The organism is Butyrivibrio sp. INlla18 (assembly GCF_900103635.1).
GTDB lineage: Bacteria > Bacillota > Clostridia > Lachnospirales > Lachnospiraceae > Butyrivibrio.
This window is the reverse complement of sequence record NZ_FMXK01000007.1, coordinates 33910-55560: the sequence shown is the minus strand read 5'-3', so window position 1 is coordinate 55560 and position 21651 is coordinate 33910. Positions and strand designations below refer to the sequence as shown.

The 21651-nt window shown below is 39.4% G+C and carries 16 protein-coding genes; 13 read left to right on the top strand and 3 right to left on the bottom strand.

Annotated elements, in window-relative coordinates; all coding sequences use genetic code 11:
* Positions 1-36: 36 nt before the first annotated feature.
* Positions 37-3171, bottom strand: a complete 3135-nt coding sequence (locus BLS24_RS05445; protein ID WP_091756898.1) for a toll/interleukin-1 receptor domain-containing protein — start codon at positions 3169-3171, stop codon at positions 37-39.
* 157 nt (positions 3172-3328) lie between these two features.
* On the opposite strand from BLS24_RS05445, the gene BLS24_RS05440 reads away from it, so the two are divergent.
* Positions 3329-3964 carry an endonuclease III domain-containing protein gene (locus BLS24_RS05440; protein WP_091756896.1) on the top strand — a complete coding sequence of 212 codons (636 nt, stop codon included), beginning with the start codon at positions 3329-3331 and terminating at the stop codon, positions 3962-3964.
* Positions 3965-4081: 117 nt separating this feature from the next.
* Entirely contained in the window at positions 4082-4291 is a 210-nt protein-coding gene (locus BLS24_RS05435) for a hypothetical protein (RefSeq protein ID WP_091756894.1), read from the top strand.
* Between the two features lie 523 nt (positions 4292-4814).
* On the opposite strand, the gene BLS24_RS05430 is transcribed toward BLS24_RS05435, so the two are convergent.
* Complete coding sequence (locus BLS24_RS05430) at positions 4815-5114, bottom strand: hypothetical protein (RefSeq protein WP_091756892.1); 300 nt, start codon at positions 5112-5114, stop codon at positions 4815-4817.
* Between the two features lie 179 nt (positions 5115-5293).
* Positions 5294-6172, bottom strand: coding sequence for a PDDEXK family nuclease (locus BLS24_RS05425; RefSeq protein WP_091756890.1), 879 nt, complete (start codon positions 6170-6172; stop codon positions 5294-5296).
* A gap of 459 nt (positions 6173-6631) precedes the next feature.
* Here BLS24_RS05425 and leuS point away from each other — a divergent pair, with 459 nt between their 5' ends.
* The 11 genes from leuS (at position 6632) to BLS24_RS05370 (ending at position 21467) form a co-directional block, all read left to right on the top strand.
* Positions 6632-9061 (top strand): leucine--tRNA ligase, encoded by a 2430-nt coding sequence (leuS, locus tag BLS24_RS05420; RefSeq protein ID WP_091756888.1) that lies wholly within the window; start codon positions 6632-6634, stop codon positions 9059-9061.
* A 366-nt stretch (positions 9062-9427) separates the two neighbouring features.
* Positions 9428-13204 carry a hypothetical protein gene (locus tag BLS24_RS05415; protein ID WP_091756886.1) on the top strand — a complete coding sequence of 1259 codons (3777 nt, stop codon included), beginning with the start codon at positions 9428-9430 and terminating at the stop codon, positions 13202-13204.
* Positions 13205-13218: 14 nt separating this feature from the next.
* Entirely contained in the window at positions 13219-14028 is an 810-nt protein-coding gene (locus BLS24_RS05410) for a PP2C family protein-serine/threonine phosphatase (RefSeq protein ID WP_176764345.1), read from the top strand.
* Between the two features lie 9 nt (positions 14029-14037).
* Complete coding sequence (locus BLS24_RS05405) at positions 14038-15723, top strand: serine/threonine protein kinase (RefSeq protein ID WP_091756882.1); 1686 nt, start codon at positions 14038-14040, stop codon at positions 15721-15723.
* A 17-nt stretch (positions 15724-15740) separates the two neighbouring features.
* The gene (locus BLS24_RS05400; protein WP_091756880.1) at positions 15741-16160 is read left to right on the top strand and encodes a hypothetical protein; all 420 of its coding nucleotides are present in this window, start codon (positions 15741-15743) and stop codon (positions 16158-16160) included.
* A gap of 63 nt (positions 16161-16223) precedes the next feature.
* Entirely contained in the window at positions 16224-17591 is a 1368-nt protein-coding gene (locus BLS24_RS05395; RefSeq protein WP_176764344.1) for a diguanylate cyclase domain-containing protein, read from the top strand.
* Complete coding sequence (locus BLS24_RS05390; RefSeq protein ID WP_091756876.1) at positions 17563-19218, top strand: sensor domain-containing phosphodiesterase; 1656 nt, start codon at positions 17563-17565, stop codon at positions 19216-19218. Before BLS24_RS05395 ends, BLS24_RS05390 begins: the two co-directional genes overlap by 29 nt.
* Positions 19218-19955, top strand: coding sequence for a hypothetical protein (locus tag BLS24_RS05385; protein ID WP_091756874.1), 738 nt, complete (start codon positions 19218-19220; stop codon positions 19953-19955). The genes BLS24_RS05390 and BLS24_RS05385 overlap by 1 nt, the downstream gene beginning before the upstream one ends.
* Positions 19956-20173: 218 nt before the next feature.
* Entirely contained in the window at positions 20174-20422 is a 249-nt protein-coding gene (locus tag BLS24_RS05380; RefSeq protein WP_071175500.1) for a hypothetical protein, read from the top strand.
* Between the two features lie 155 nt (positions 20423-20577).
* Positions 20578-20775, top strand: a complete 198-nt coding sequence (locus BLS24_RS05375) for a hypothetical protein (protein WP_091756872.1) — start codon at positions 20578-20580, stop codon at positions 20773-20775.
* A gap of 29 nt (positions 20776-20804) precedes the next feature.
* Positions 20805-21467, top strand: a complete 663-nt coding sequence (locus BLS24_RS05370; RefSeq protein WP_091756870.1) for a YczE/YyaS/YitT family protein — start codon at positions 20805-20807, stop codon at positions 21465-21467.
* Positions 21468-21651: the final 184 nt, after the last annotated feature.

The following is a 21651-nucleotide window of genomic DNA, read 5'->3' as shown; positions in this document are numbered from 1 at the left end:
TAGGGACGGCTTTTGCCGTCCCTTTTGGGTTAACTTTTACCCTATACCATACATAGCTTTCTTGTTTGCAGGCATTTCTGTATCTTGAATAATATTCTGGGCCTTATTTATAAGGTCCTCAGTTGTATAGTGCTTGAAGTATCCTATATATCTTTCCTTTGAATCAGAATAAGACGAAGTGATAAAGGTATCTGTAGGAATGTGGTGTCCAAGACAAGCCTCTATAACCGTTGTCTCATACCAGGAATTTAGATCTATGATATCTACGAGCTTATCCATTGTTACATAGAGGCAATCATTTTCCTGATCAAACTTGAAAGTTGCTTCAGATGAGTTATTTGCGTAGGTTGAGAGATCACTGGTTGCTATATAGGTACAGTCATTTGACATATATCTTGAAAGGGATCCGTTTGAGTACGCCACAAGGAGTGTTTCGCCCTGGTTTGGGTCATCATAGAATGCCATTCCAAGTGGTGGTACATGTTCACAGTCTATTTCTCCAAGGAGTTCGCCTTCGATACTTTTAACAATGATTACTTCATCATTAGAAAATGCTATCTTGTCCCCTTTGCTGGTTACAGCTATGCTTGTAGTTCCGCTCCAGTCCTCAGGAAGAGTTATTTCAAAGCTTTTTTTATTTTCAAGATCGATTATGTAGTTCTTGTCGTTAGTATCGCCAATGAAATAAGCAAGGTGCGAGTTATCAAAGAACTGAAGCGATTTGCAGTAAGTTAGTTCTAGTCCCTCGATCGGAATCACTTCCTCTTTTCCTGTATCAAGGTCAAGTAAGTTAATTCCACATGACTGGTAATCTTCTGTCGAAAAGTACGCTATCTTATTGTCTACAAGACCACAGCAGATATCCATTGGAGTGTAATTATCTGTAAGCTCTTTTTCTTCTGTTTCCTTGGTCGCAAGGTTATAACTTACTAACTTAAGATAATCTGCAGTGTTTCCTGAAATGTACTCATAATATACAACATAAAGAACCTTGTTATAAGTGCCTAATATCTTGAATCTGTATGGGGCTACGGTGTCGCTAAGTGTAATGGTGGTTTTGTAGGTCTTATCGTTTGGATCCAATATGGCAAGATCTGTTCCATCGCCGTTGTCATAGAGAAGGGCCAGCACATCATCATCTAAATAATGAGAAGAGCTAGGTGAATCAGTAGCCTCACAATTAGTAAATTTAGTCCAGTCCTCGTCACAGACGTTTACACCATAGCTGATAATATCGTGGCTATAAGTCTGATGAGTGTAGTAAGCACCATTTACATGGACTTCATCAAGCTTGTCGGTAAATCTGTCTATTGAGGCTACACCCTTTGAACCTGATCCCAAAGTGGTTGGCATTACAGTAGCACCTGAGCGGACAACATAAAGAGGTACGCCATCTCCGTCGTTATCACTTGCATCAATGATAGAGTCTGTAAGATGGTGATTTTCAATCACTTCTCCGGTTTCACAGTCATAGATGCTTCCGGCGTTACCAGCGTGATAGAGAACTGTGCCATTCGCAAGTGGGAGGAAAGAGCTGTCATATTCTACATCATCACAGACAAATTCCTGAGTCCATTTTTGAGTAAGGTCCTCAGAGGAGTAGCAATATATCTCAGAAAAGTCATCGGTAGTAAAGGTGTAATTATTGTATCTTGTGCTTCCATCACCAAAGCTACCTGTATGGCAGGCAAAGAAAATATTGTTATTACCATCGAAGGTGATACTTGTCAGACTACAATCTCCTATGAGTTCAGATTTTAGCTCTTTAGTCTCCATATCATATACACAGAGATAGTAATTATTGTTTTTAAAGACTTCATCTGATTTCTCTTCTTTTGGGGCACTCATGGAAAAGGCCAGTTTGGTCTTGTCATCAGAAAGAGTCAATGATGAAGCATATTCCAATACATCTCTGTTCTCAAGAAATGTTGAAGTGCTTATTTCTGAGCCGTCATCTATAGAACACTCCACTAATTCACCGCTTTTGAAAGCAATGAGGAGTGAGTTGTCAGTATATTTAAATACGGAAGGACCGTAGGATTCCTGGAGGTCTTTTTTCCACAGAAGTTCTCCTGAATTAAGGTCATAGAAATAGAATGCCTTGTCTGAATATATTGAGATCTTATCAGAGTTAAAAAACTCATAGGTAACATCATAATCGTCAAAGTTCAGTGAAAGTATCTGCTTGTGAGATGCTGTATCCCAGACTGTAATGCAACAGGCATCATCTATCGCTGCCAACTTAGTTCCATCACGTGAGATCTTAAAGGATCTTACGATGTTAGGCATTGTGTAGTTCCAGTTGGCACTGATGCTTGATCCTGAAAGTGAAACGTAGGCATAGGATGCCTTGGTTATTGCCTTAACAGCTTCAGGAGTTACAGGCATTTCACTGTTTTCTTCTGTTGGAAGAGCGGCAAGTGCAAGATGTATAGCGTCGATTCTGTTGGAGTCACTGAATACAGTCATGGACTGGCTTGCAAGGAATCTTGACTGGCTTCTAAGTGACTCGATGTAGTTCTGGTGGATCAGGGTTCTGCTATAGAGCATATATCCCGAAAAACCGATCGTAAGTGCCATTGCGCCTGCAAAGATGGCTGTCATCCTGCGCATCTTGTACTGACGATGTCTGTTCATGAGTTCATCATATGAGCAGCCGATCAGGGCAGCAGCCAGACGAGGAAGTTCCTCTGCTCTTGCTTTTTTTAGTGGAAGTCTGAAATCGCAGGAAAGTGGCTCAAGTGGAACTTCGATAGTCTTAGTCTCACCATTTTCGTCTACGACATTTCTTTTACCAGTTAAAAGAATCTTAGGAATAACGTCGTAAGGTTCACCATCTGCAAGTACAGTAAGAACCTGGTTCATTGTGTGATTTAAGAGGAATGTCTCAATCTCTTTTTCTACCCAGGTTGATCTGCAGGTGTTGGTTGAACAGATGACTATAAGATAATCAGAGTTTTTTAAAGCTTCTGAAATGGTGTCGTTAAGGTCATTAGTAATAGGAAGCTCGTCCTTATCTCTGAAGATCCTGTCAATCTTTTTTACTCCTGTAGATTTCTGGATCTTTTTTGGGATGTGATAATGTTCAAGACCTCGCACGATCTCTTCAGCGACTTTGTTGTCGAGATCAGCGTGCTTGTAAGAAATAAACGCGTTATAATAGTTGATCATGTTACTCCTCCCCTAGGAATTTCATTATATTTAATATAAAATTCCTTAAAGCGTTAGCTCGGAATATGATAGCATAAAGAAGAAAGTAATAAAAGAATCGAAATGCTAATTTAACATAAGAAAGTTTGCTTTATTTTGCAAAATAAGGAATAGACCTATGACAAAGAAAAAACTGGCTCTTGAAGTAATAGAGAGATTAAAAAAAGAATACCCAAACGCGGTGTGCACACTTGCTTATGACAAGGCTTGGCAGCTTCTTGTTAGTGTTCGTCTGGCTGCTCAGTGCACCGATGCAAGAGTTGATATGATAACACCTCTTTTATATAAGGAATTTCCTACTGTTGAAGCTCTTGCCAAGGCAGACGTGGCTGATATTGAGAGAATTGTTCGCCCCTGCGGTCTTGGAAATTCGAAGGCAAGGGATATATCAGCTTGCATGAAGATAATTCATGAGAAATATAACGGAAATGTGCCTGATAATATGAAGGAACTGCTGGCTCTTCCTGGCGTTGGCAGAAAGAGTGCCAATCTTGTTCTGGGAGATGTGTATGGTAAGCCTGCTATCGTTACGGATACTCACTGCATCAGGCTTAGCAATCTAATTGGACTTGTTGATAATATCAAGGATCCAGCCAAGGTGGAAAAAGAACTTTGGAAGATAATTCCTCCAGAAGAAGGGAATGCACTGTGTCACAGATTTGTGACTCATGGAAGAGCAGTGTGCGTTGCCCGTAGGCCTGACTGTGAAAGGTGCTGCCTTAAGGACATCTGCAAATATGGGAAAAATTTATAAATTTGTTTATAAAAAGGTTAGTTGACGTATTTAGACTCACTATTTACAATAATTGTAAGTATGGAACTATGTGCATTGTCCTTTTTCACAGGACGGCACAAGAAAGGTGCATTGCTTATGGATTCAAACGGACTTAGTGCTGAACAGCAAGCTTTATTAGCGAGCATTATGGGTAAGTCATCTCAGGCAGGTGGAGGTGGCGGTTTTTCTCCTGCAAATGTTCCTCCCGCAGGTGGAGCAGCTCCAGCAGCACCTTCAGGCGGTGACTCTGGCAAGATGCTCAGTCAGGCAGAGATTGATGCCCTTATTGCTTCTATGGGAAAGTAAGATTTCTTGGTAAGTTTATATTTGTATTGTATGCCCTCTTTGCTTTGTGCGAAGGGGGCTTTTGTTTTTGGGGGACGTAGTTTGGACGTTTTGTTCTGGTCGGGGCATGAGGATGTTGTGCAATTTACGTGTACAAGTTACATTTGCAATTTACAAGTGCGATTTACATGTGCAATTTTGAGGTTGGGCATGCCTTTTGATTTACAATAATTTGTTTGGCATGCCGATTTTGGAATTTTAGCTTGAACAAGGCATGCTTTTAGCGAGTCTTTTGAGAAAAAGGCACGTAGAAAAAATACAGATTAATAAAAAATGGCATGCCCATTCGAGCTAAAAACACGAAAAGGAATGCCGATGTTTATTTGTGATGGATGAAATTCATCCGTATATCATCATGAAATAAGCTTACATGAGTAAAGAAAACTATAAGCATGTCAAAGATAGGTACAGAACAAGCATATAGCACATAAACCCACGCGCGAAGTAATATAACAGCTTTGAACTTATATATATTTATGTATTTTTACATTGGTACGATCACGAGCTTTTGAGGATCTACGTGTCTTGACTCACCTTTTCGTCCGCGGCATACGATTCCCTGCTCGATGTTGATCATCTCTGCATGAGCTTTCATAGCGTCCATGATCTGCTTAGCGGCAGCTTCATAATCCTTAGCTTCCATAGGAATTACGTAATCATGGTTAAGGTGTTCTGTTGATATAACCGCTGACTTATATCTTGTGTCATATCTGATTCCCTGAAATGTGCATATCTCAGTGTTTAACATTCCGTTGCTATCAGCGCATTGCATGGCAATATACATAATTCACCTCATTTCTACAAAAGAAAAAAGTGTCTCTACTCATTAATGATAATACATCCACGCTAAATTGACAAACGCAATATCTTGCATTTTTTTAAAAAATTTGTGAACAAAAGTACTAGATAAGGTGGAAAATGATCAGAAATTAGCACGTGAGAATAGGCGATGATCATGGATCCTCACATAAGATAGGTTTCAATAGTTGCCTTGATTATCCTTGAATCAAGCGGTTGCTTGGATGTTTCGAAAGTAGTAATTAGGTTCTTTCCCAGCATGTATCCATGAAGTTGGTAGGATTGTAACTTTGCATAGTTTTTACGCAAATATCCGATATCATCCATCATTCCAAAATGCTCCCATATTATCTCTTTCCTAGTTCTTACATTTAGACAAAGGAAATCAGGATATATGGTCTCTCCTTTGACTAAGCTCATGGGATATTCATATTTATATGGCACATTGTACTTATCAAGCATGTTTGCAATATTTACTTCAATTTTTGAACGGACTCTTTCGTTTCGATTGGTAATAAATAATGTCTCATCATACATATCATGTTTGTGGTAAGAAATGTTATTCCATAAATCTATGAATTCATTATCTGGGATTGCATATGGGGTTATCAACTTTTGTCGGAATTCTGGAAGAGAGTGATACAGGGATACTAAGGGGGCTTTATCTAGATCAACAAGTGGGTATAGAAGTTTGAGTTCTTTTTTTGCCAAAGAGTAGGCTTGCTTTAGATAGCTTTTTTGAGCCAAAGAGCTTGCTAAAGAAATTTCACTATTTTTTATATAAGTGCGTTTGGGTAAATTGTCACTTGAAGCATGATTAGGTTGCTTCCAGTAGTACTGATATCTGTTTCCGTGTTTGATCACTCCAAGGGAACCATCCGGCATATGTTGAAAAGAGCTTTCATAATCCTGAACAATTCTTTCAAGAAAGAGAATGCGTTCTTTTATAAGGCTTTGAATTGGTTCTAGACTTTCTTTTACAATGACAGTCTGATTTGGAATAACGCTTTCTTTTGGGGTGTGTTTGTTATAGTTCTTTTTCATTTATACTCCTTTTAATATTTTATAATTTTATAATTGTTGTTTTCTTTAGTACTAGTTTTATAGGGGCATGCCTTTTACATAAATGGTCGGTTCGAGGCATGCCTAAATAGCTCAGTTTTTTATTTAGCATCATGCCTAATGGCGAAATAATTGCTTAAAGTCATGCCGCTACAAATAAAATAAGTGGAAAATGGCATGTCTTTTGGTTGAAACCATGAAAATGACATGCTCGACGGCTAGAATAACCACGATAACAAAAATAGAATAAATTAAGCATTAACAAATATATTTATTCGACGCAAAGAAAACCATTGCGCCATATGAAATAAATACAAGTGAAAAGTATACATTACATAGTCAAAATTGTAAATCACATTCCTCCTCATTTTGTTTGACATCAATTTCACTTGTGGTAAAATTTTGTAGTATATATGCTAATAAGAAAGAAGGAATAGGTTTATGTCAGAAGTTTATAACCACCATGCGATTGAGAAAAAGTGGCAGGAGTATTGGAAGGATCACGAAACATTTAAGACAGATGTTTGGGATTTTAGTAAGCCCAAGTACTATGCCCTAGATATGTTCCCATATCCATCAGGAGTAGGACTTCATGCTGGACATCCAGAAGGATACACTGCTACTGATATAATGTCTCGTATGAAGCGTATGCAGGGTTATAACGTTCTGCATCCTATGGGATATGATTCTTTTGGTCTTCCTGCAGAGCAGTATGCTGTTACAACAGGTAATCATCCTGCTGGATTCACACAGAAGAATATAGAGACATTCTCTAAGCAGCTTAGAGAACTTGGATTTGATTATGATTGGTCCAAGATGATAGCAACAAGTGATCCAAAGTTCTACAAGTGGACACAGTGGATCTTCAAGAAGTTATATGAGGCTGGATATGCCAAGCACATCGATATGCCAGTTAACTGGTGTGAGGAGCTTGGAACAGTTCTTTCAAATGATGAAGTTATTGATGGTAAGTCAGAGCGTGGTGGATACCCTGTTGTTAAGAAGATGATGAAGCAGTGGGTTATCGATCAGCAGGCTTTTGCTGAGGAACTTCTTGATGGCCTTAATGAGATCGACTGGCCAGAGTCAACAAAGGAAATTCAGCGTAATTGGATCGGTAAGTCAACTGGTGTAGAGGTTGATTTCAAGATCGTAGGCGGAGGAGAATTCTCAATCTTTACTACATGTATTGAGACTATCTATGGTATTACATTCATGGTACTTGCTCCAGACGGAGATATCGTTAAGGGGCTTATGGACCGTGTTGAAAATAAAGAAGAGGTTCAGACTTACATCGATGAAACTCTTAAAAAGAATGATCTTGATCGTACAGATCTTAACAAGACTAAGTCAGGATGCCCACTTAAGGGAATCTATGCTATCAATCCTGTAAATGGTAAGGAAGTCCCAGTATTTATCGGTGACTTCGTACTTGCAAGCTATGGTTCAGGTGCGGTTATGGCTGTTCCTACTCATGATCAGAGAGACTTTGAGTATGCACAGGTTCACAACCTTCCACTTATTCAGGTTATCAATAATGCTGAGGGAACAGTTGATGTTTCTGAGCATGCATTTGAGAAGCAGGATTACCTTGGAAAGGGATATATCCTTGTAAATTCTGAAGAGTTCAACGGTCTTACTGTTGAAGAAGCCAAGAAGGCAATTACCAAGAAACTTGTTGATATGGGCGTTGCAAGAGAAAAGGTTAATTACCACTTCCGTGAGTGGATCTTTGCTAGACAGCGTTATTGGGGTGAGCCAGTTCCTTGCGTATACAAGGAAGACGGCAGCATTGTATTCCTTGATGACAGCGAGCTTCCAGTAGTATTACCTGAGCTTGAGGATTATAAGGGACGCAATGGTAAGGCACCACTTGAGAATGCAACTGAGTGGAAAGCTTATGACAAGAACGGACTTAAGGGCACAAGAGAAACATCTACAATGCCTGGTTCAGCAGGATCATCATGGTATTATATGAGATATATCGATCCTGATAATGACAATGAATTTGCAAATCAGGAGCTTTTGAAGCACTGGATGCCTGTTGACCTTTATGTTGGTGGTCCAGAGCACGCAGTAGGACACCTTTTATATTCACGAATTTGGAACCGTTTCCTCTACAACAATGGTCTTTCTCCAGTAAAAGAGCCATTTAAAAAGCTCGTTCATCAGGGCATGATCCTTGGTGAGAACGGAATCAAGATGGGCAAGCGTTTCCCAGAGTTCGTTGTTAACCCTAGCGATATCGTTCGTGATTACGGTGCTGATACACTTAGACTTTATGAGATGTTCATGGGACCTTTGGAAGTATCCAAGCCATGGAACTCTAACAACGTAGTTGGTGCTAGAAAGTTCATCAACCGTGTATACACATTCTTTACAGAAACTGCTAACATCACAGATGACAATAATGGTAATCTTGAGAAGATCTATCATCAGACAGTCAAGAAGGTTACAAGTGATTTCGAATCTCTTGGCTTCAACACAGCTATCGCTCAGATGATGATCTTTGTAAATGCAGTTTATAAGGAAGGCAGCTGCCCAAGAGAATATGCTGAGAACTTCATCAAGATGCTTTCATGTATCTGCCCACACGTTGGTGAGGAGATCTGGCAGATTCTTGGACACGACAATACTATTGCCTTTGAGCCATGGCCTACATATGATGAGTCCAAGTGCGTAGAGGATACAGTTGAGATCGCAGTTCAGATCAACGGTAAGGTTAAGGCAACTCTTAACATTGGCAAGGAAGATCCTAAGGATGAAGTAATTGCTAAGGGTAAGGAGCTAATCTCAGATAAGCTTGATGGCAAGACTATCGTAAAAGAGATTTATGTTCCAGGTAGAATTGTAAACATTGTTGTTAAGTAATAAGCATAGTTACTATGAAAAAGATTAATTATTAACGATATTTTAACAAACTCGCTGCTACATAAAGTAATCCAAATAATTAGCACACCAGATGAAGCTACATCTGGTGTGCTTTTGTGTATATATATGAAATATTAACAAATTAAAATTAAGATAAATCATGTAATTACGACTAAAAATATTGCAGTACTTGTAACAATACGATATAATACAAATGTTTTATTAGGCAATTAAATTTCAATTTTTATAGATTTCTTTGCAACATTTACAGAAGAGGGGACTGTATTAAGTGTAGAGAACTTGCTTTGTAGGAGGAGAACTACAGTGAACCGGGGACATAGGTCGCCTTTTTGTAAAGGTTTTATTTTGGTATGCGCTATACCAATCATATTATGGAGCAATTTTGCTACTGTCTTTGTATTGGCAGGAGAAAATGGCGGAGATCCAAATAATAATCCACCAATTGAAGAACTTGCTGATGACAAAAAAATAGAAAACCCAGAAGAAAAACCGGTAGAAAAACCAGTGGAAAAGCCTGTTGAGAAAACAGGAAAAGAAGAAAAAAAGGTAGAAGAACTGGAAGAACCAGAAAAAAAGCCTGAAGAAGAACCTGTTGTTGAGGATAAAGCTGCTCCAGTTATTTCTGATGTAAATTTTGGGAATGCCAGCTCATTTACAGACTCACAGAGCCAGACAGTTTATTATGCCGATTCAAAATGCCCACTTGAGATTTTAGCCAAGGTAGAGGACCTTGAATCAGAAGATGAGTCTTATGATGCATCTGGGGTTGATGCAAACCAGGTTTATGTTGTCTTTGCTGATGACTCTGTTGCCCTAATGGAGGCAGAGGAAGAAATAGAAGATACATATTCATGGGTTCCTGAAGAAAATGCATATCGTAACTACGAAATCAAAGGAATCCGTGCAACAGATAATGCTGGTAATACCTCAGAAATAACAGTAAATAGAAGAATCTGTTATTACAATGCGGAAGAGGATGCGGGTAATATAACTATTTCTGTTACATCGGACGGAGACTGGTATTCTGTGTCTGCTAATGGAGGAGCTGTTCCGGAGATCACTGTAACAGCGCAGACGGTAAGAGAACTGGATTCAGTTTGCATCTCAGACATAGATTCAAATGCGATAGATGTTCAGAAGTCTTATGAAAACGGAATCTATAAGCTCACAGCAAAAGCAAATGTTAAAAACATTGAAGGCAAATCTGATTATGTGGTGGCCTACAAGTTTTGCGGAGATGAAGCATCGCAGCAGATTGGAACTCTTAGCTGCAGTATTGATAACACTGCCCCAACAGCTATTGTCACAGTTGAAGCAGAAGATGTTGAAGAGGAAGAAGAACCATTCAAGAGATGGGGCAAGAAGATAGCCAGCTTTTTCAACAGAAAAGTAAACGTTCTTATCATGGTGCCAGCAAGCTGTGATGATCAGGATGCTGATGGCAACTGTACTAATCTTAGTGGCCTTAAGTCTGTTACCTATAAGGTTAATGGCACAGAAAAAGAGGTGACAGTAAACGATTCAGATATTAGATCGATTCAGAACAAAAATGCAAAAGGAACTAGTCAGTACTACGTACTTACAGAAGAATTAGATACTAACTCAGAAGCTGTTTATAAAGTAGAGGTTACAGTTCTTACTGATAATGCCGGCAATAAGGCATATAGCTCAGAGGGTAAGGTTGAAGATGGCAAAGGCGAATTTATCATTGATAAAACAGGTCCTGTGATTGCCATCGACAACATCAAGAATCCAGATTCAGATGAAGATTATGCATTTTTCCAGGATGGAATTCAGGGAACAGTTACTATAACTGACTTTGACATAGATGAAGAATCAATTTCTTTTGATAAGCCAGAAGGCGAAGAACTTGCTTATGACGCAAAGACCTTGGTTCCCGTTATGACTGCTGAGTCTGAGGAATATCTTGAAAATATAGGCAGCATGGACTTAGTTACTCATTTGGAGTACAGCTACAGCACTGATGAAGACGGTATCTATGTTATCTATGTTTCAGCAAAAGACCTTATGGGACACGGAACATCATGCAGGACAAAGTACCTGGTGATCGATAGAACAGCTCCTGAAGTAAATGTAGAGTATAGCTTTGGCGAGCCAGCTGGAGAAAACGAGACTTTCATTAATTCAAATGCAACTATCACTGTAAATATCAAGGATAGATGGCTTGATACTGAAGCTTCAGTAGTTAAAGTTAAGAAGACTGGCATTGATGGCAGCGAACAGGTAATTGAACTTACGGATTTTGAAGGAGAACTTGGTCAGGAAGATTGGAAGCTTTCCTTTGTGACAGAAGGCGATGGCATATATCAGGTATCTGTAGAAGCCAAAGACCTTTGTGGAAACGGACCATCTACTGTAGAAGACGCAGGTTTTACCGTTGATACAACAGCTCCAGTAGTTGAGATGGAGATCGATAACAACGAGCCAATGAATGAGAAGTACTACAATAAGGCAAGAACAGCCAAGATTACAGTTACTGATCTTTCATTTGATCAGGAGACTTCTAAGCCTACATTAGAGCAGAAGTATGGCACAGCTAGTGAGGGTGAATGGGCTCAGTCTAGTACTTTTACTTATGAAAAGACAATTGAATTTAATAAAGATGGTATCTATACCTTAGATTTTGGATGTACTGATAAGGCTGGCAATAACTCAGAAGTTCTCCATGAAGATGAGTTTGTAGTAGATACAACAGCTCCAGAGATCAAGGTTACCTATAACCAGGAAGAAGGGCGAAACGATAAGTACTTCAAAGATACCAGAATTGCTATGGTTGGGGTAAAAGACCTCTCATTTGACGGAAAACTTGTAGAAGTAGGCATTCAGCCAGTTGAAGATGGTGGAACACTTCCAAAGATTGCAGGATTTACTACCGCAGAAGATCTGAGCACAGGTTATATGACCTTTGATCAGGATGGAACCTACGGATACACTATCAAGTGCACAGACCTTGCAGGTAACGTATCTGAGACTTATATGTCAGATATTTTTGTAATTGATAAGACTGCTCCCGAAGTTTCTTTTGCCGGAGTAGACAATTACTCAGCAAATAACGGGACAGTAGCTCCTACAGTGTCCTATGTAGACAAGTACATGGATATGGAAGCTACAAAGGTTACACTTACTGGTGCCAACAACGGACCAGTTCAGACAGGAAGTGCCATAAAGCAGACAGAGAATGGCTTTATTGCTTCATTTAGCGACTTTGCTCACGAAAAACAAATGGATGATCTCTATGTCCTTGAGGCAACTGTTGTAGATATGGCAGGAAATGAGACCAAAGAAGAACTTGTATTTTCTGTAAACCGCTTTGGCTCAGTATTTGTTCTTGGAGATGGAACAAAGGTCCTCAATGACCAGTACTATATAAATGATCCAAAAGACGTGACCATTACTGAGATCAATGTAGATACACTTACCTACAAAGATGTTAACTTGACTCGTGATGGCGATATCATCGAACTTGCCAAAGATAGAGATTATACAGTTAGCCAGCAGGGGTCAGATACAACCTGGAAGACTTATACCTATACAATTCCTAAGGAAAACTTCGAAGTTGATGGTGTTTATTCAGTAACTGTATACACAGAGGACAGAGCTACCAATACTCAGGACAATAAGTCAAAAGATGCAGAGATAACCTTTGCTGTAGATAGAACAGCACCAAGTATCGTAACTGTAGGCCTCAAGGAAGGTGAACAGTACAAAGAATCAGCCCATGAATTTTTGATTGATGTAACTGATAACATGGGGGTTAAATCTCTAACAGTTTATATTGATGGACAGATCGTTCAGAATTATTCTGGCGATGAGCTTGCTCAGGCGGGGTCAACAGTTAGCGCTACTATAAATGAATCAGATGAGTCACACACTGTTACTATCATTTCTGAAGACGTAGCAGGCAACAAAGAAACTCTTGTATACAATGGCATTTTAGTTTCAACAAAGGAAACTATTGGCCAAGGAGATGACGACAATGGTAGTCTGCCAGAAGTACTTGGTGTGACCAAGGGCGCATATGTAGCATTAATTGTTGTTCTTAGCACAACAGGTGCAGGACTTGCTACAGGCGCTGGAATATTGATGTTTAGAAAAAGATGACATCGGAAGGCTTTATGAATACAAAAATAAGCATCACAACGGATAAAGGCACAATTAAAGAGGTTAACCAGGATTCCACCATGGTGAAGGTGGCTAGTACTGCGCAGCATGGCAAGATAGTGATGGGTGTTCTTTGCGACGGAATGGGTGGACTTACCCAGGGGGAAGTTGCAAGTGCCAAAGCCATCGAACTCATGGGAAAATGGTTTGTTGAAGGGCTACCTATGGCTCTTTATCATAAAAATGTTACAGAAAGACTTGATAGAACAGAAACTCTTGATATAATATCGGAGATAACTCGTGGATGGCAAACTTTGGCACTTGATATTAATGCCGAGATATTGGACTATGGCAATCAGCATAGATGTATGCTTGGAACCACTATGGTGGCCCTTTTGGTCATAGGTGGTGAATATGTCATCATGAATATCGGAGACTCTAGAGTTTATGGTTCTGATAGAGGACAAGCAGTTCTTTTGACCCATGATCAGAGCGTTGTTCAGGATATGATAGACAAAGGTATGATGACTGAACAGGAAGCGGAGAATAGTCCACAAAAGAGTGTGCTCCTGCAGTGCCTTGGGGTATCAGAGGACGTGAAACCTCAGATGGTAAGGGGCAAGATAGAACGCGGACAGGAATTTGTCCTTTGTTCAGATGGTTTTTGGAGAGGATTGACACAAGATGAGCTTAATAGCTGTCTTTCTCATCCAAGTAGTGCAACAGAAGATGATATGAAAAAGAACCTCGATCGTTTAGTTGAGACACTCAAGAGCAGAGGCGAAAAGGATAACATTTCAGTAATTAATATTTGTATTGAATAAAGGGATGCTATGTTAGAGATTGGAAGTATAGTAGGCGGCAAGTACAAAGTGCTGAGCGTCATCGGACAAGGTGGCATGAGTACAGTGTACTTGGCTATGAATGAAAGGGCCAATAAGCCCTGGGCCATAAAGGAAGTCAGGAAGGATGCAGTAGCTAATTATCAGACTGTTAGACAGAGTCTTATTACTGAGACAGATCTGTTAAAAGAGCTATCACATCCTTTTTTGCCCAGTATTGTAGATGTTATAGATGAGGATGGTGGATTCCTTATCGTAATGGATTATATTGAGGGTAATACTCTTGAAAAGGCGCTCAAACACTTAGGAGCACAGCCACAGGAGTATGTTATCGAGTGGGGTATTCAGCTCTGCGAGGTTTTAGAGTACCTTCATACCAGAAAGACTCCTATTATCTATAGGGATCTTAAGCCTGGTAACATTATGCTTAGGCCAAACGGTACTATCACTCTTATTGATTTTGGTATCGCAAGAGAGTACAAGGAGGCCAAGGCTGGAGATACATCATACCTTGGAACTCGTGGATATGCTGCTCCAGAGCAGTTTGGCGGAATGGGACAAACTGACGCCAGAACAGATATCTTTTGCCTTGGTGCGACTCTATATCATCTTGTTACAGGCCACAATCCAAGTGAACCACCTTATGAGTTCTATCCTATAAGATATTGGAATCAGCAGCTTTCACCAGGACTTGAGTATATCATCAGCAAGTGCGTTCAGAGTAATCCTGATGACAGATACAATTCCTGCGCTGAAGTTATGTACGATCTTCAGAACTATAGGGAACTTGAAAAAGGATACAAAAAGGAAGCTAAGATAAGCGTTATCATATTTGCTGCAATTGTGGTGCTTTCTCTTTTCACTGCAACTCTTAGCGTTAATTTCCAGATAAAGAGCAGAAAGCTTGCTAATGCATATTATCAGCACTATATCGCTGAGGCAAAGGGTACAGCCGATGAAAGCGAGGCAGCAGACCTTTATGCCAAGGCTATAGCTGAGAAACCAACGGATGTGGATGGCTATTTTGAGCTGATTGATAACCTTCTTTTGGCTGATGATATTCTTTCCAAGGAAGAGGATGAGGAGCTTAGACAGATACTTATTTCACCTGCAGGTAAGACAACAGTAGAAGGCGCACTTGCAACAAACAAGCAGGCTTATTCTCAGGTGGCTTACAGACTTGGTATTGCATATTTTTATTGCTATGACGATGTTGGCAACAAGCAGCTTGCTGCAAAATGGTTCCAGATCGTAAATGACAATGGCGGACTTCCTAAAGACAAGCAGGAGAGGGCTTTTAGACTTGGCAAGATCTGCCAGTACTATTCATCTATCGGCACTGAGTCCAAAAGTGGTGATAAGGTCATAAGTTACAGAGAATACTGGGATGATCTTGTGGCTATTTCTGATGGAAATATCGCTGAAGTGGATAACCCTACCACAGCTCTTGTAATCTATAGAGAGGTTGCTGCTCAGATATATAACAATGCAGCTAAGTTTATAGATGCAGGTGTAACTTATGATGAGATGTCAAAAGAGATGGATGCTCTTTTAGCACATATTGATCAGGATATTCTGACTAGATATGACCTGACAAATAGTACAAAGGAGCTCGTAAGCAAGACACAGAGGAACTTTACGGCTGCCAGACAGGCACTGGAGCAGGTTTCAAAGTGATAGGATAAGGAAAAAATATGAGTAATATACAGTTTTACAATCTCATGTCAATTATAATGGCTGCAATGTCTCTTATCATGTTGGCTCTGGCTATAATCATGTGGGTCAAGCTAGATATCAAGCACTATATCTCTGTTCTTACAGGTTCAGAAGCCAAAAAATCTATTGAAAAGATTAGAGAGAATGCGCAAAAAGGTGGCGTTCATGCAGATCTTTTTGGTAAGGACAATAAAGCAAAGATTTCATGGAATACATCTGAAGGTCTGAGTAGTACTACAACTGAGACTCTTTTTAAGAACCTTGAAGATCAGGCACTTAAGGATAAAAGTTATGCAACCACTGAGCTTTTAAGTAGTTCTGACTATGCCACAACAGTGCTCGAAGCTATAAAGGATTCCGAATTTGTAGTTGAAAGAGAAATAGTAAATAAGGGCTGAGTTTTAATTACCTATAATTATGGTATAATTAATTACGTTGAATCGTTTACCATGGAGGAAATGATGTCAAAAAAGCGTAGTATAACAATTGGTCTTGTGACCTTTGTATTAGCTCTTATTGCCACAACTGTTATTGGTGTTATCTATCTGAGCTCTGTTGCTTCAACTAGAAGAGAAAGAGCTGCTTTCATGGCAGGAAATATTGCTAATCGTATAGAAGCTGAGATCAAGAATAGAGACTATATAACAAGACTCCTTGAGATTGAAGTAAAAAATGCAGACGGAGCCCTGACACAGGAGAGATTCTACAAAGTTGGAGAAGCTTTATTTGACGATTATCTTGATGTTGTAGATATTTCGATTGCTCCTGGTGGAATCGTAACTTATGTATACCCTCTTCAGAGTGCTTTTACAGAGAGAAAGAATCTTTTTGATGATAAAGTAGAAGGGGTATATTTAGACAATAGCAAACAGACAGGTGTTGGAATAATACTGGCGCCTGTAACGCTTCCTGATGGTAGCTATGGCATTATCATCAGAAGGCCTATTTATCTTGGGGATGGCAGAAATAATGGGGATTTTTGGGGATTTGCCTCAGTTACCATTAGTCTTTCGTCCTTTTTTTCTGATGTGAATATTAGCGGAATAGCTGATGAAGGCTATGAATACAAGCTGATCGGCAACGATGTCATCACAGGTGATAGCGGGATTATCATGGAGTACTCTGAAAAGGCTATTGCAACTCCTGTTGAGGCTATGATCAGTACAGTAGGCGGTGGATATTGGACACTTGAGCTTTCTCCTTTGGGAAATTGGATGGAAGCTTATGAGATTCTGTCAGCCTTTGGAATCATTTTTATCATCAGCATTTTGTTTGCTCTTAATATGGCAGCATTCTCTTCACTTAAGGCTAATACCAAGGAGCTTGAGGTTATGTCTTATAGAGATGCTCTTACTAATCTTTATAACCCTAGAAGTTATCAGGAGCACATGGAGGAATTATCCAGAAAGAAGCTTCCATATGGCCTGATCTTTATAGACCTGAATGATTTCAAAAAAGTTAATGATACCTACGGACATGAAACTGGTGATGCACTTTTAAACATCGTAGCCAAGAGACTTCAGAACAGTATCAGAGAAAAAGACAGAGCATTTAGAATTGGCGGCGATGAGTTTGTAGTAGTCATTCATGGAACCCATGACAAGAGATTTTATGAGAATGTTATTTCTCGTATGAGACAGAATGTGGCAAGAAATGTAGTAATAGGGGATATTACACTTCGAGGTTCCATAAGTGCAGGTTATGCCCGCTGTCCAGAGGATGGAACAAAGTTTGAGGATGTAGTGAAAAAAGCTGATGATGCTATGTACAACAACAAACGTCTTATAAAAGCATCAAGAAATGGGGCATCTAATGGGCGGAACCTATGAAACCATCAACAGAATCTTTGATACCTTTGCTGTTACTTCAAGAAGTAGATATGTCTACGTTTTTGATATGGAAAAGAATATTTCCAGATGGTCACAAAACGCAGTGGACTACTTCGGACTTACTGGAGAATATATATATAATGCTGCTTCTGTATGGGAGAATAGGATTCATCCTGATGACAGAGATAAGTATGCTGAGTATATAAAAGAATTCTATGCAGGGGTTAAGACAGATCCAAATATCGAGTACAGAGCCAAGAACAAAAATGGCGAGTATGTGATCTGTTCCTGCAGAGGCGTTGTTATCAAGGATTATGCGGGTAAGCCGGTTTTTTATGCATGCTCGATAATCAATAAGGGTATCGTGGACAATAATGATCCAATTACTCTTTTACCTAATCAATATGAAATGCTAAATGAGATGAGGCAGTATAAGGCAGCAGGAACACCTTATTTTGTTCTTCTCATCAATTTTATAGACTTTAGTGATGTTAACAGACGATATGGTTACATGATAGGTAACAGTATCCTCAGAGCCATGGCCACTAAGCTTACGCAGGAAGGAAATGGACGTGGTAAGGCTTACAGAGGTGAAGGTACCATAATTGCTTATATCACAAGGCAAATGGACCTTGAGGAGTTAAAAAAGCTTTACGGCAAAATGAGATCTTTTACCAGAGAATCTCTGAAGATAAATGGCAAGAAGGTTGGAGCTGAGATTGGAGGCGGAATAATCTGCGTCACAGATTCTGCCATTGATGAACATGCCATATATACCAGTGCTAAATATGCGTTGGACCGCTCCAAGACCCAAAAGCATGGCAATCTGATCATTTACAACAATGACCAGCTCGATACTAACAGGAGCAATATAGAACTTGTTGATGCTATCAGAAATAGTGTGATCAACGGCTTTGAAGGGTTCTTTCTTGAATATCAGCCTATCTTTTCAGCTGTAGGCAAGAACCTTGTAGGCATGGAAGTTTTTGTCAGATGGGAAAAAGAGCCTTTTGGAGAGGTGGCACCTTCAGAATTTGTGCCATGGCTTGAGCAGGACCCAGTGTTCTTTTTACTTGGAAACTGGATACTAGAAAATGCCCTTAAGGACGCGCTTGAGATAAGACGAGGAAAAAGAGAATTTTTCCTAAGTGTCAATTTGGCCTTCATGCAGCTTGAAAAGTCAGAGTTTAGAACAACTCTGATAGACATATTGAGAAAAATAGGATATCCAGCTACTGGCCTATATCTGCAGCTGACTCAGAGCTGCAGGCAGCTTGGAATGGAGCATTTAAAGAGCCAGGTAGAATTTTTGAAGTCCTGTGGACTTAAGATTGGTCTGGATGTCTCAGATTTTGGAACTCTTGATCTTGTAAGGCATTTGCCTATTGACCTGATAAACATTGCACCTTCCCTTACAGGAGGAATGGAGGATAATCCTACCACTAAATACATGGTAGAGACTATTACAGGTTTCACTCATAGGCTTAACATCAGAACCTGCTTTTCTGGAATTGAGGATGAAGAGACAGAGAAGATGGCCAGTGGATATCCAATATCAGATGTGATGGGATATTACTTTGGCAGGCCTTGTAGAATACAAGAATTTATGGAGAAGTATCTTAAGTAATGAGCAGGACATTTCGCTACATTCAGAATGATGACGTGCTTAAGTCTTTCAAAGAGTTTAGAGATTCTATTCTTTCTGAAAGGCCTGTTGTTATTGCGCGCCATGGAGATTACTCTCTGTATTTGAGAAGCTTGTCTCATGACACATTGGGACTTACTATCGAAAATACAGCCAAGAAGATTGTAGTTGAAAGCCGCAATTACGAAGTCGAGAATACTACAGATGCGCTAGTTTCAAGAGGCGTCAGACATGCTATTCAGAAGATGGCTGAACTTAGCGACGAAGAGACCAACAGGAAGCGTTTACAGATCTGGAAATGGTACATTATGGACTGGCAGCAAAAGAATCCTGAAAAGAGCCAGGAGATAATGAGTAGGGAAATGGAATGGAAGGATGATGGTGATGAAGCAAATGATGAAATGCTTGATTTTGAGACCTTCCTTCACAGAGAATATCTGAATCTTGGAAATACACTTGCACTGATAAATGAATATCTCAAGGAAGAGAAGTATAGAGAGATGTTCACTAAATTCGCTATCGAAGACATTATGGAGATGACAAGCGAAGATACTAGGGATAAGTCTATTGCAGAGGCTGAAAGGCTTGAACAAGCTGGCGGTCACAAAAAACATACCTATCAATTTACCGTTAGCGTTGAGGCGACAGATAAAGAACACGCAAGACAGGCGCTCTTAAACTATCTTGCTGGAGATGAGCGAATTAAAGTGCAAAAATAGACAATTAGAAATTAATTTTCAATAAACCAATTAATAAAAATTTAATAATTTAACTTGATAAAGTATCTACCATTTCATAGGGGTTAGGTATATAATGTACCCATTAAATGAATTTTTGGTTTCAGGACACAATAGGTTGAGGGGCCGTTTTAAATTGTTCCTGATTCGTCAGTCCATTTAATGAAAAAATATTTCTTATGAGATGGAGGAATTTAATAATGAGACGTTCCGCAAAGACTAAAACAGGCATGAGTCAGAGCTGCATAGAGATCATGACTGATGCTATCAAGGCAAAGGAGCAGAACTTATCATACGGCAAATTTAAAGCTCTTGATTTGCTCGGAGCTGATGGCCTGCGTGATGACGAGTATCAGTCAGAGTATACAGTTCATACAACTGATCTGGTACGCAGAAAAGAGCAAACAGAAGAAAAGAAAGCTGTTGCCTTTGTCAAGGTAAGAGTGTGAGATAAAAACTACAACTGAATATGGATACTAAGCTGTTAAGGATTTTATTCTTTAACAGCTTTTTTTTGCAGTTTTTTGATAAAAATATGGTCTATTCTTTTGCGATATTTATGGTATACTAACTCTTTGTCAAAGAAAGCAAGAAAGGAAATGTTATGAACATTCATTTATGTAAAGGTGATGAGACACTTGATCAGGCACTTGAATATATCAATGAGCATGATAGCGAAGGCAGGAGATACACCTTCGATAAAGAAGCTGACAGATGCTATATTGGCGATGAAGCTTTTGTAAATGCTCCAGTCATCATCAATTACAAAAACAATTACTGGGCACTGCATTTAGCAGAGTAATTGATCATAAATTATTAAGTAGAGGTTATATGAACAAAGTTAAAAAATTTTTGCGTGAGTATTTTGAGACTCCTGATTTCATGAAACGTCTTGTTGTTATGCTTATAGGCGTTTTTCTTATGGGATTCTTTCTTTCATTCCTTATTAAGGTTGACCTTGGAACAGATCCTTGTACTTTCATGAATCTTACTATTTCAAGAAAGCTTGGAATCTTGTTTGGAACATGGCAGCTTGCATTAAATGCAGTTTTATTTGTTATAGTTATTCTTTTTGGTAAAAAATGTATCGGATTTGGAACCATTGCAAACATGGTATTTATCGGATATATCGCCGATTTTTTTGGATGGCTTTGGGATAAGACTATACCAGAGCGCTATTTTACAGAATTTCCTTCAAGAGCAGTGATCTTTGCCCTGGCACTGTTTTTATTCATCATTTCTGTTTCCTTTTATATCAATGCTGACATGGGAGTATCTCCTTACGATGCCATGCCACAGATCATTTCTGATCGTGTACTTACTAAAGTGCCTTACTTCATCATCAGAATTGTTTATGATTTCCTTGTGATTGTTATTGGTATTATATTTGGCGGAACACCAAATATTGGAATCATACTTATGGCACTGTTCCTTGGACCTATCATTTCAGTAGTAGGTAAGTTCCTTGGAAAGCATGTATTTCATTTGAATTAAATAGGAAAGTAAGTTGTTTAAGCCTCTTGTGAGTGATCACGAGGGGCTTTTTTGTTAGGGGTGAGGGCAGAGGAGTGAGGACGGAGGTGTGTTGGCTTCGCGGTGGTCCTTGTTCTGCGTCAACTACTTTATCAGCCCTCCGGTGCTAGTCAACCCTGCGCTAGGCGCACCGCTTCGCGGCTTC

What these genes read in the sequence shown, in the direction of transcription:
- BLS24_RS05405 (WP_091756882.1), top strand. Translation starts at nt 14,038, where the DNA reads ATGTTAGAGATTGGAAGTATAGTAGGCGGCAAGTACAAAGTGCTGAGC.
- BLS24_RS05370 (WP_091756870.1), top strand. Translation starts at nt 20,805, where the DNA reads ATGAACAAAGTTAAAAAATTTTTGCGTGAGTATTTTGAGACTCCTGAT.
- BLS24_RS05375 (WP_091756872.1), top strand. Translation starts at nt 20,578, where the DNA reads ATGAACATTCATTTATGTAAAGGTGATGAGACACTTGATCAGGCACTT.
- BLS24_RS05380 (WP_071175500.1), top strand. Translation starts at nt 20,174, where the DNA reads ATGAGACGTTCCGCAAAGACTAAAACAGGCATGAGTCAGAGCTGCATA.
- leuS (WP_091756888.1), top strand. Translation starts at nt 6,632, where the DNA reads ATGTCAGAAGTTTATAACCACCATGCGATTGAGAAAAAGTGGCAGGAG.
- BLS24_RS05400 (WP_091756880.1), top strand. Translation starts at nt 15,741, where the DNA reads ATGAGTAATATACAGTTTTACAATCTCATGTCAATTATAATGGCTGCA.
- BLS24_RS05390 (WP_091756876.1), top strand. Translation starts at nt 17,563, where the DNA reads ATGGGGCATCTAATGGGCGGAACCTATGAAACCATCAACAGAATCTTT.
- BLS24_RS05435 (WP_091756894.1), top strand. Translation starts at nt 4,082, where the DNA reads ATGGATTCAAACGGACTTAGTGCTGAACAGCAAGCTTTATTAGCGAGC.
- BLS24_RS05395 (WP_176764344.1), top strand. Translation starts at nt 16,224, where the DNA reads ATGTCAAAAAAGCGTAGTATAACAATTGGTCTTGTGACCTTTGTATTA.
- BLS24_RS05425 (WP_091756890.1), bottom strand. Translation starts at nt 6,172, where the DNA reads ATGAAAAAGAACTATAACAAACACACCCCAAAAGAAAGCGTTATTCCA.
- BLS24_RS05430 (WP_091756892.1), bottom strand. Translation starts at nt 5,114, where the DNA reads ATGTATATTGCCATGCAATGCGCTGATAGCAACGGAATGTTAAACACT.
- BLS24_RS05445 (WP_091756898.1), bottom strand. Translation starts at nt 3,171, where the DNA reads ATGATCAACTATTATAACGCGTTTATTTCTTACAAGCACGCTGATCTC.
- BLS24_RS05410 (WP_176764345.1), top strand. Translation starts at nt 13,219, where the DNA reads ATGAATACAAAAATAAGCATCACAACGGATAAAGGCACAATTAAAGAG.
- BLS24_RS05440 (WP_091756896.1), top strand. Translation starts at nt 3,329, where the DNA reads ATGACAAAGAAAAAACTGGCTCTTGAAGTAATAGAGAGATTAAAAAAA.
- BLS24_RS05385 (WP_091756874.1), top strand. Translation starts at nt 19,218, where the DNA reads ATGAGCAGGACATTTCGCTACATTCAGAATGATGACGTGCTTAAGTCT.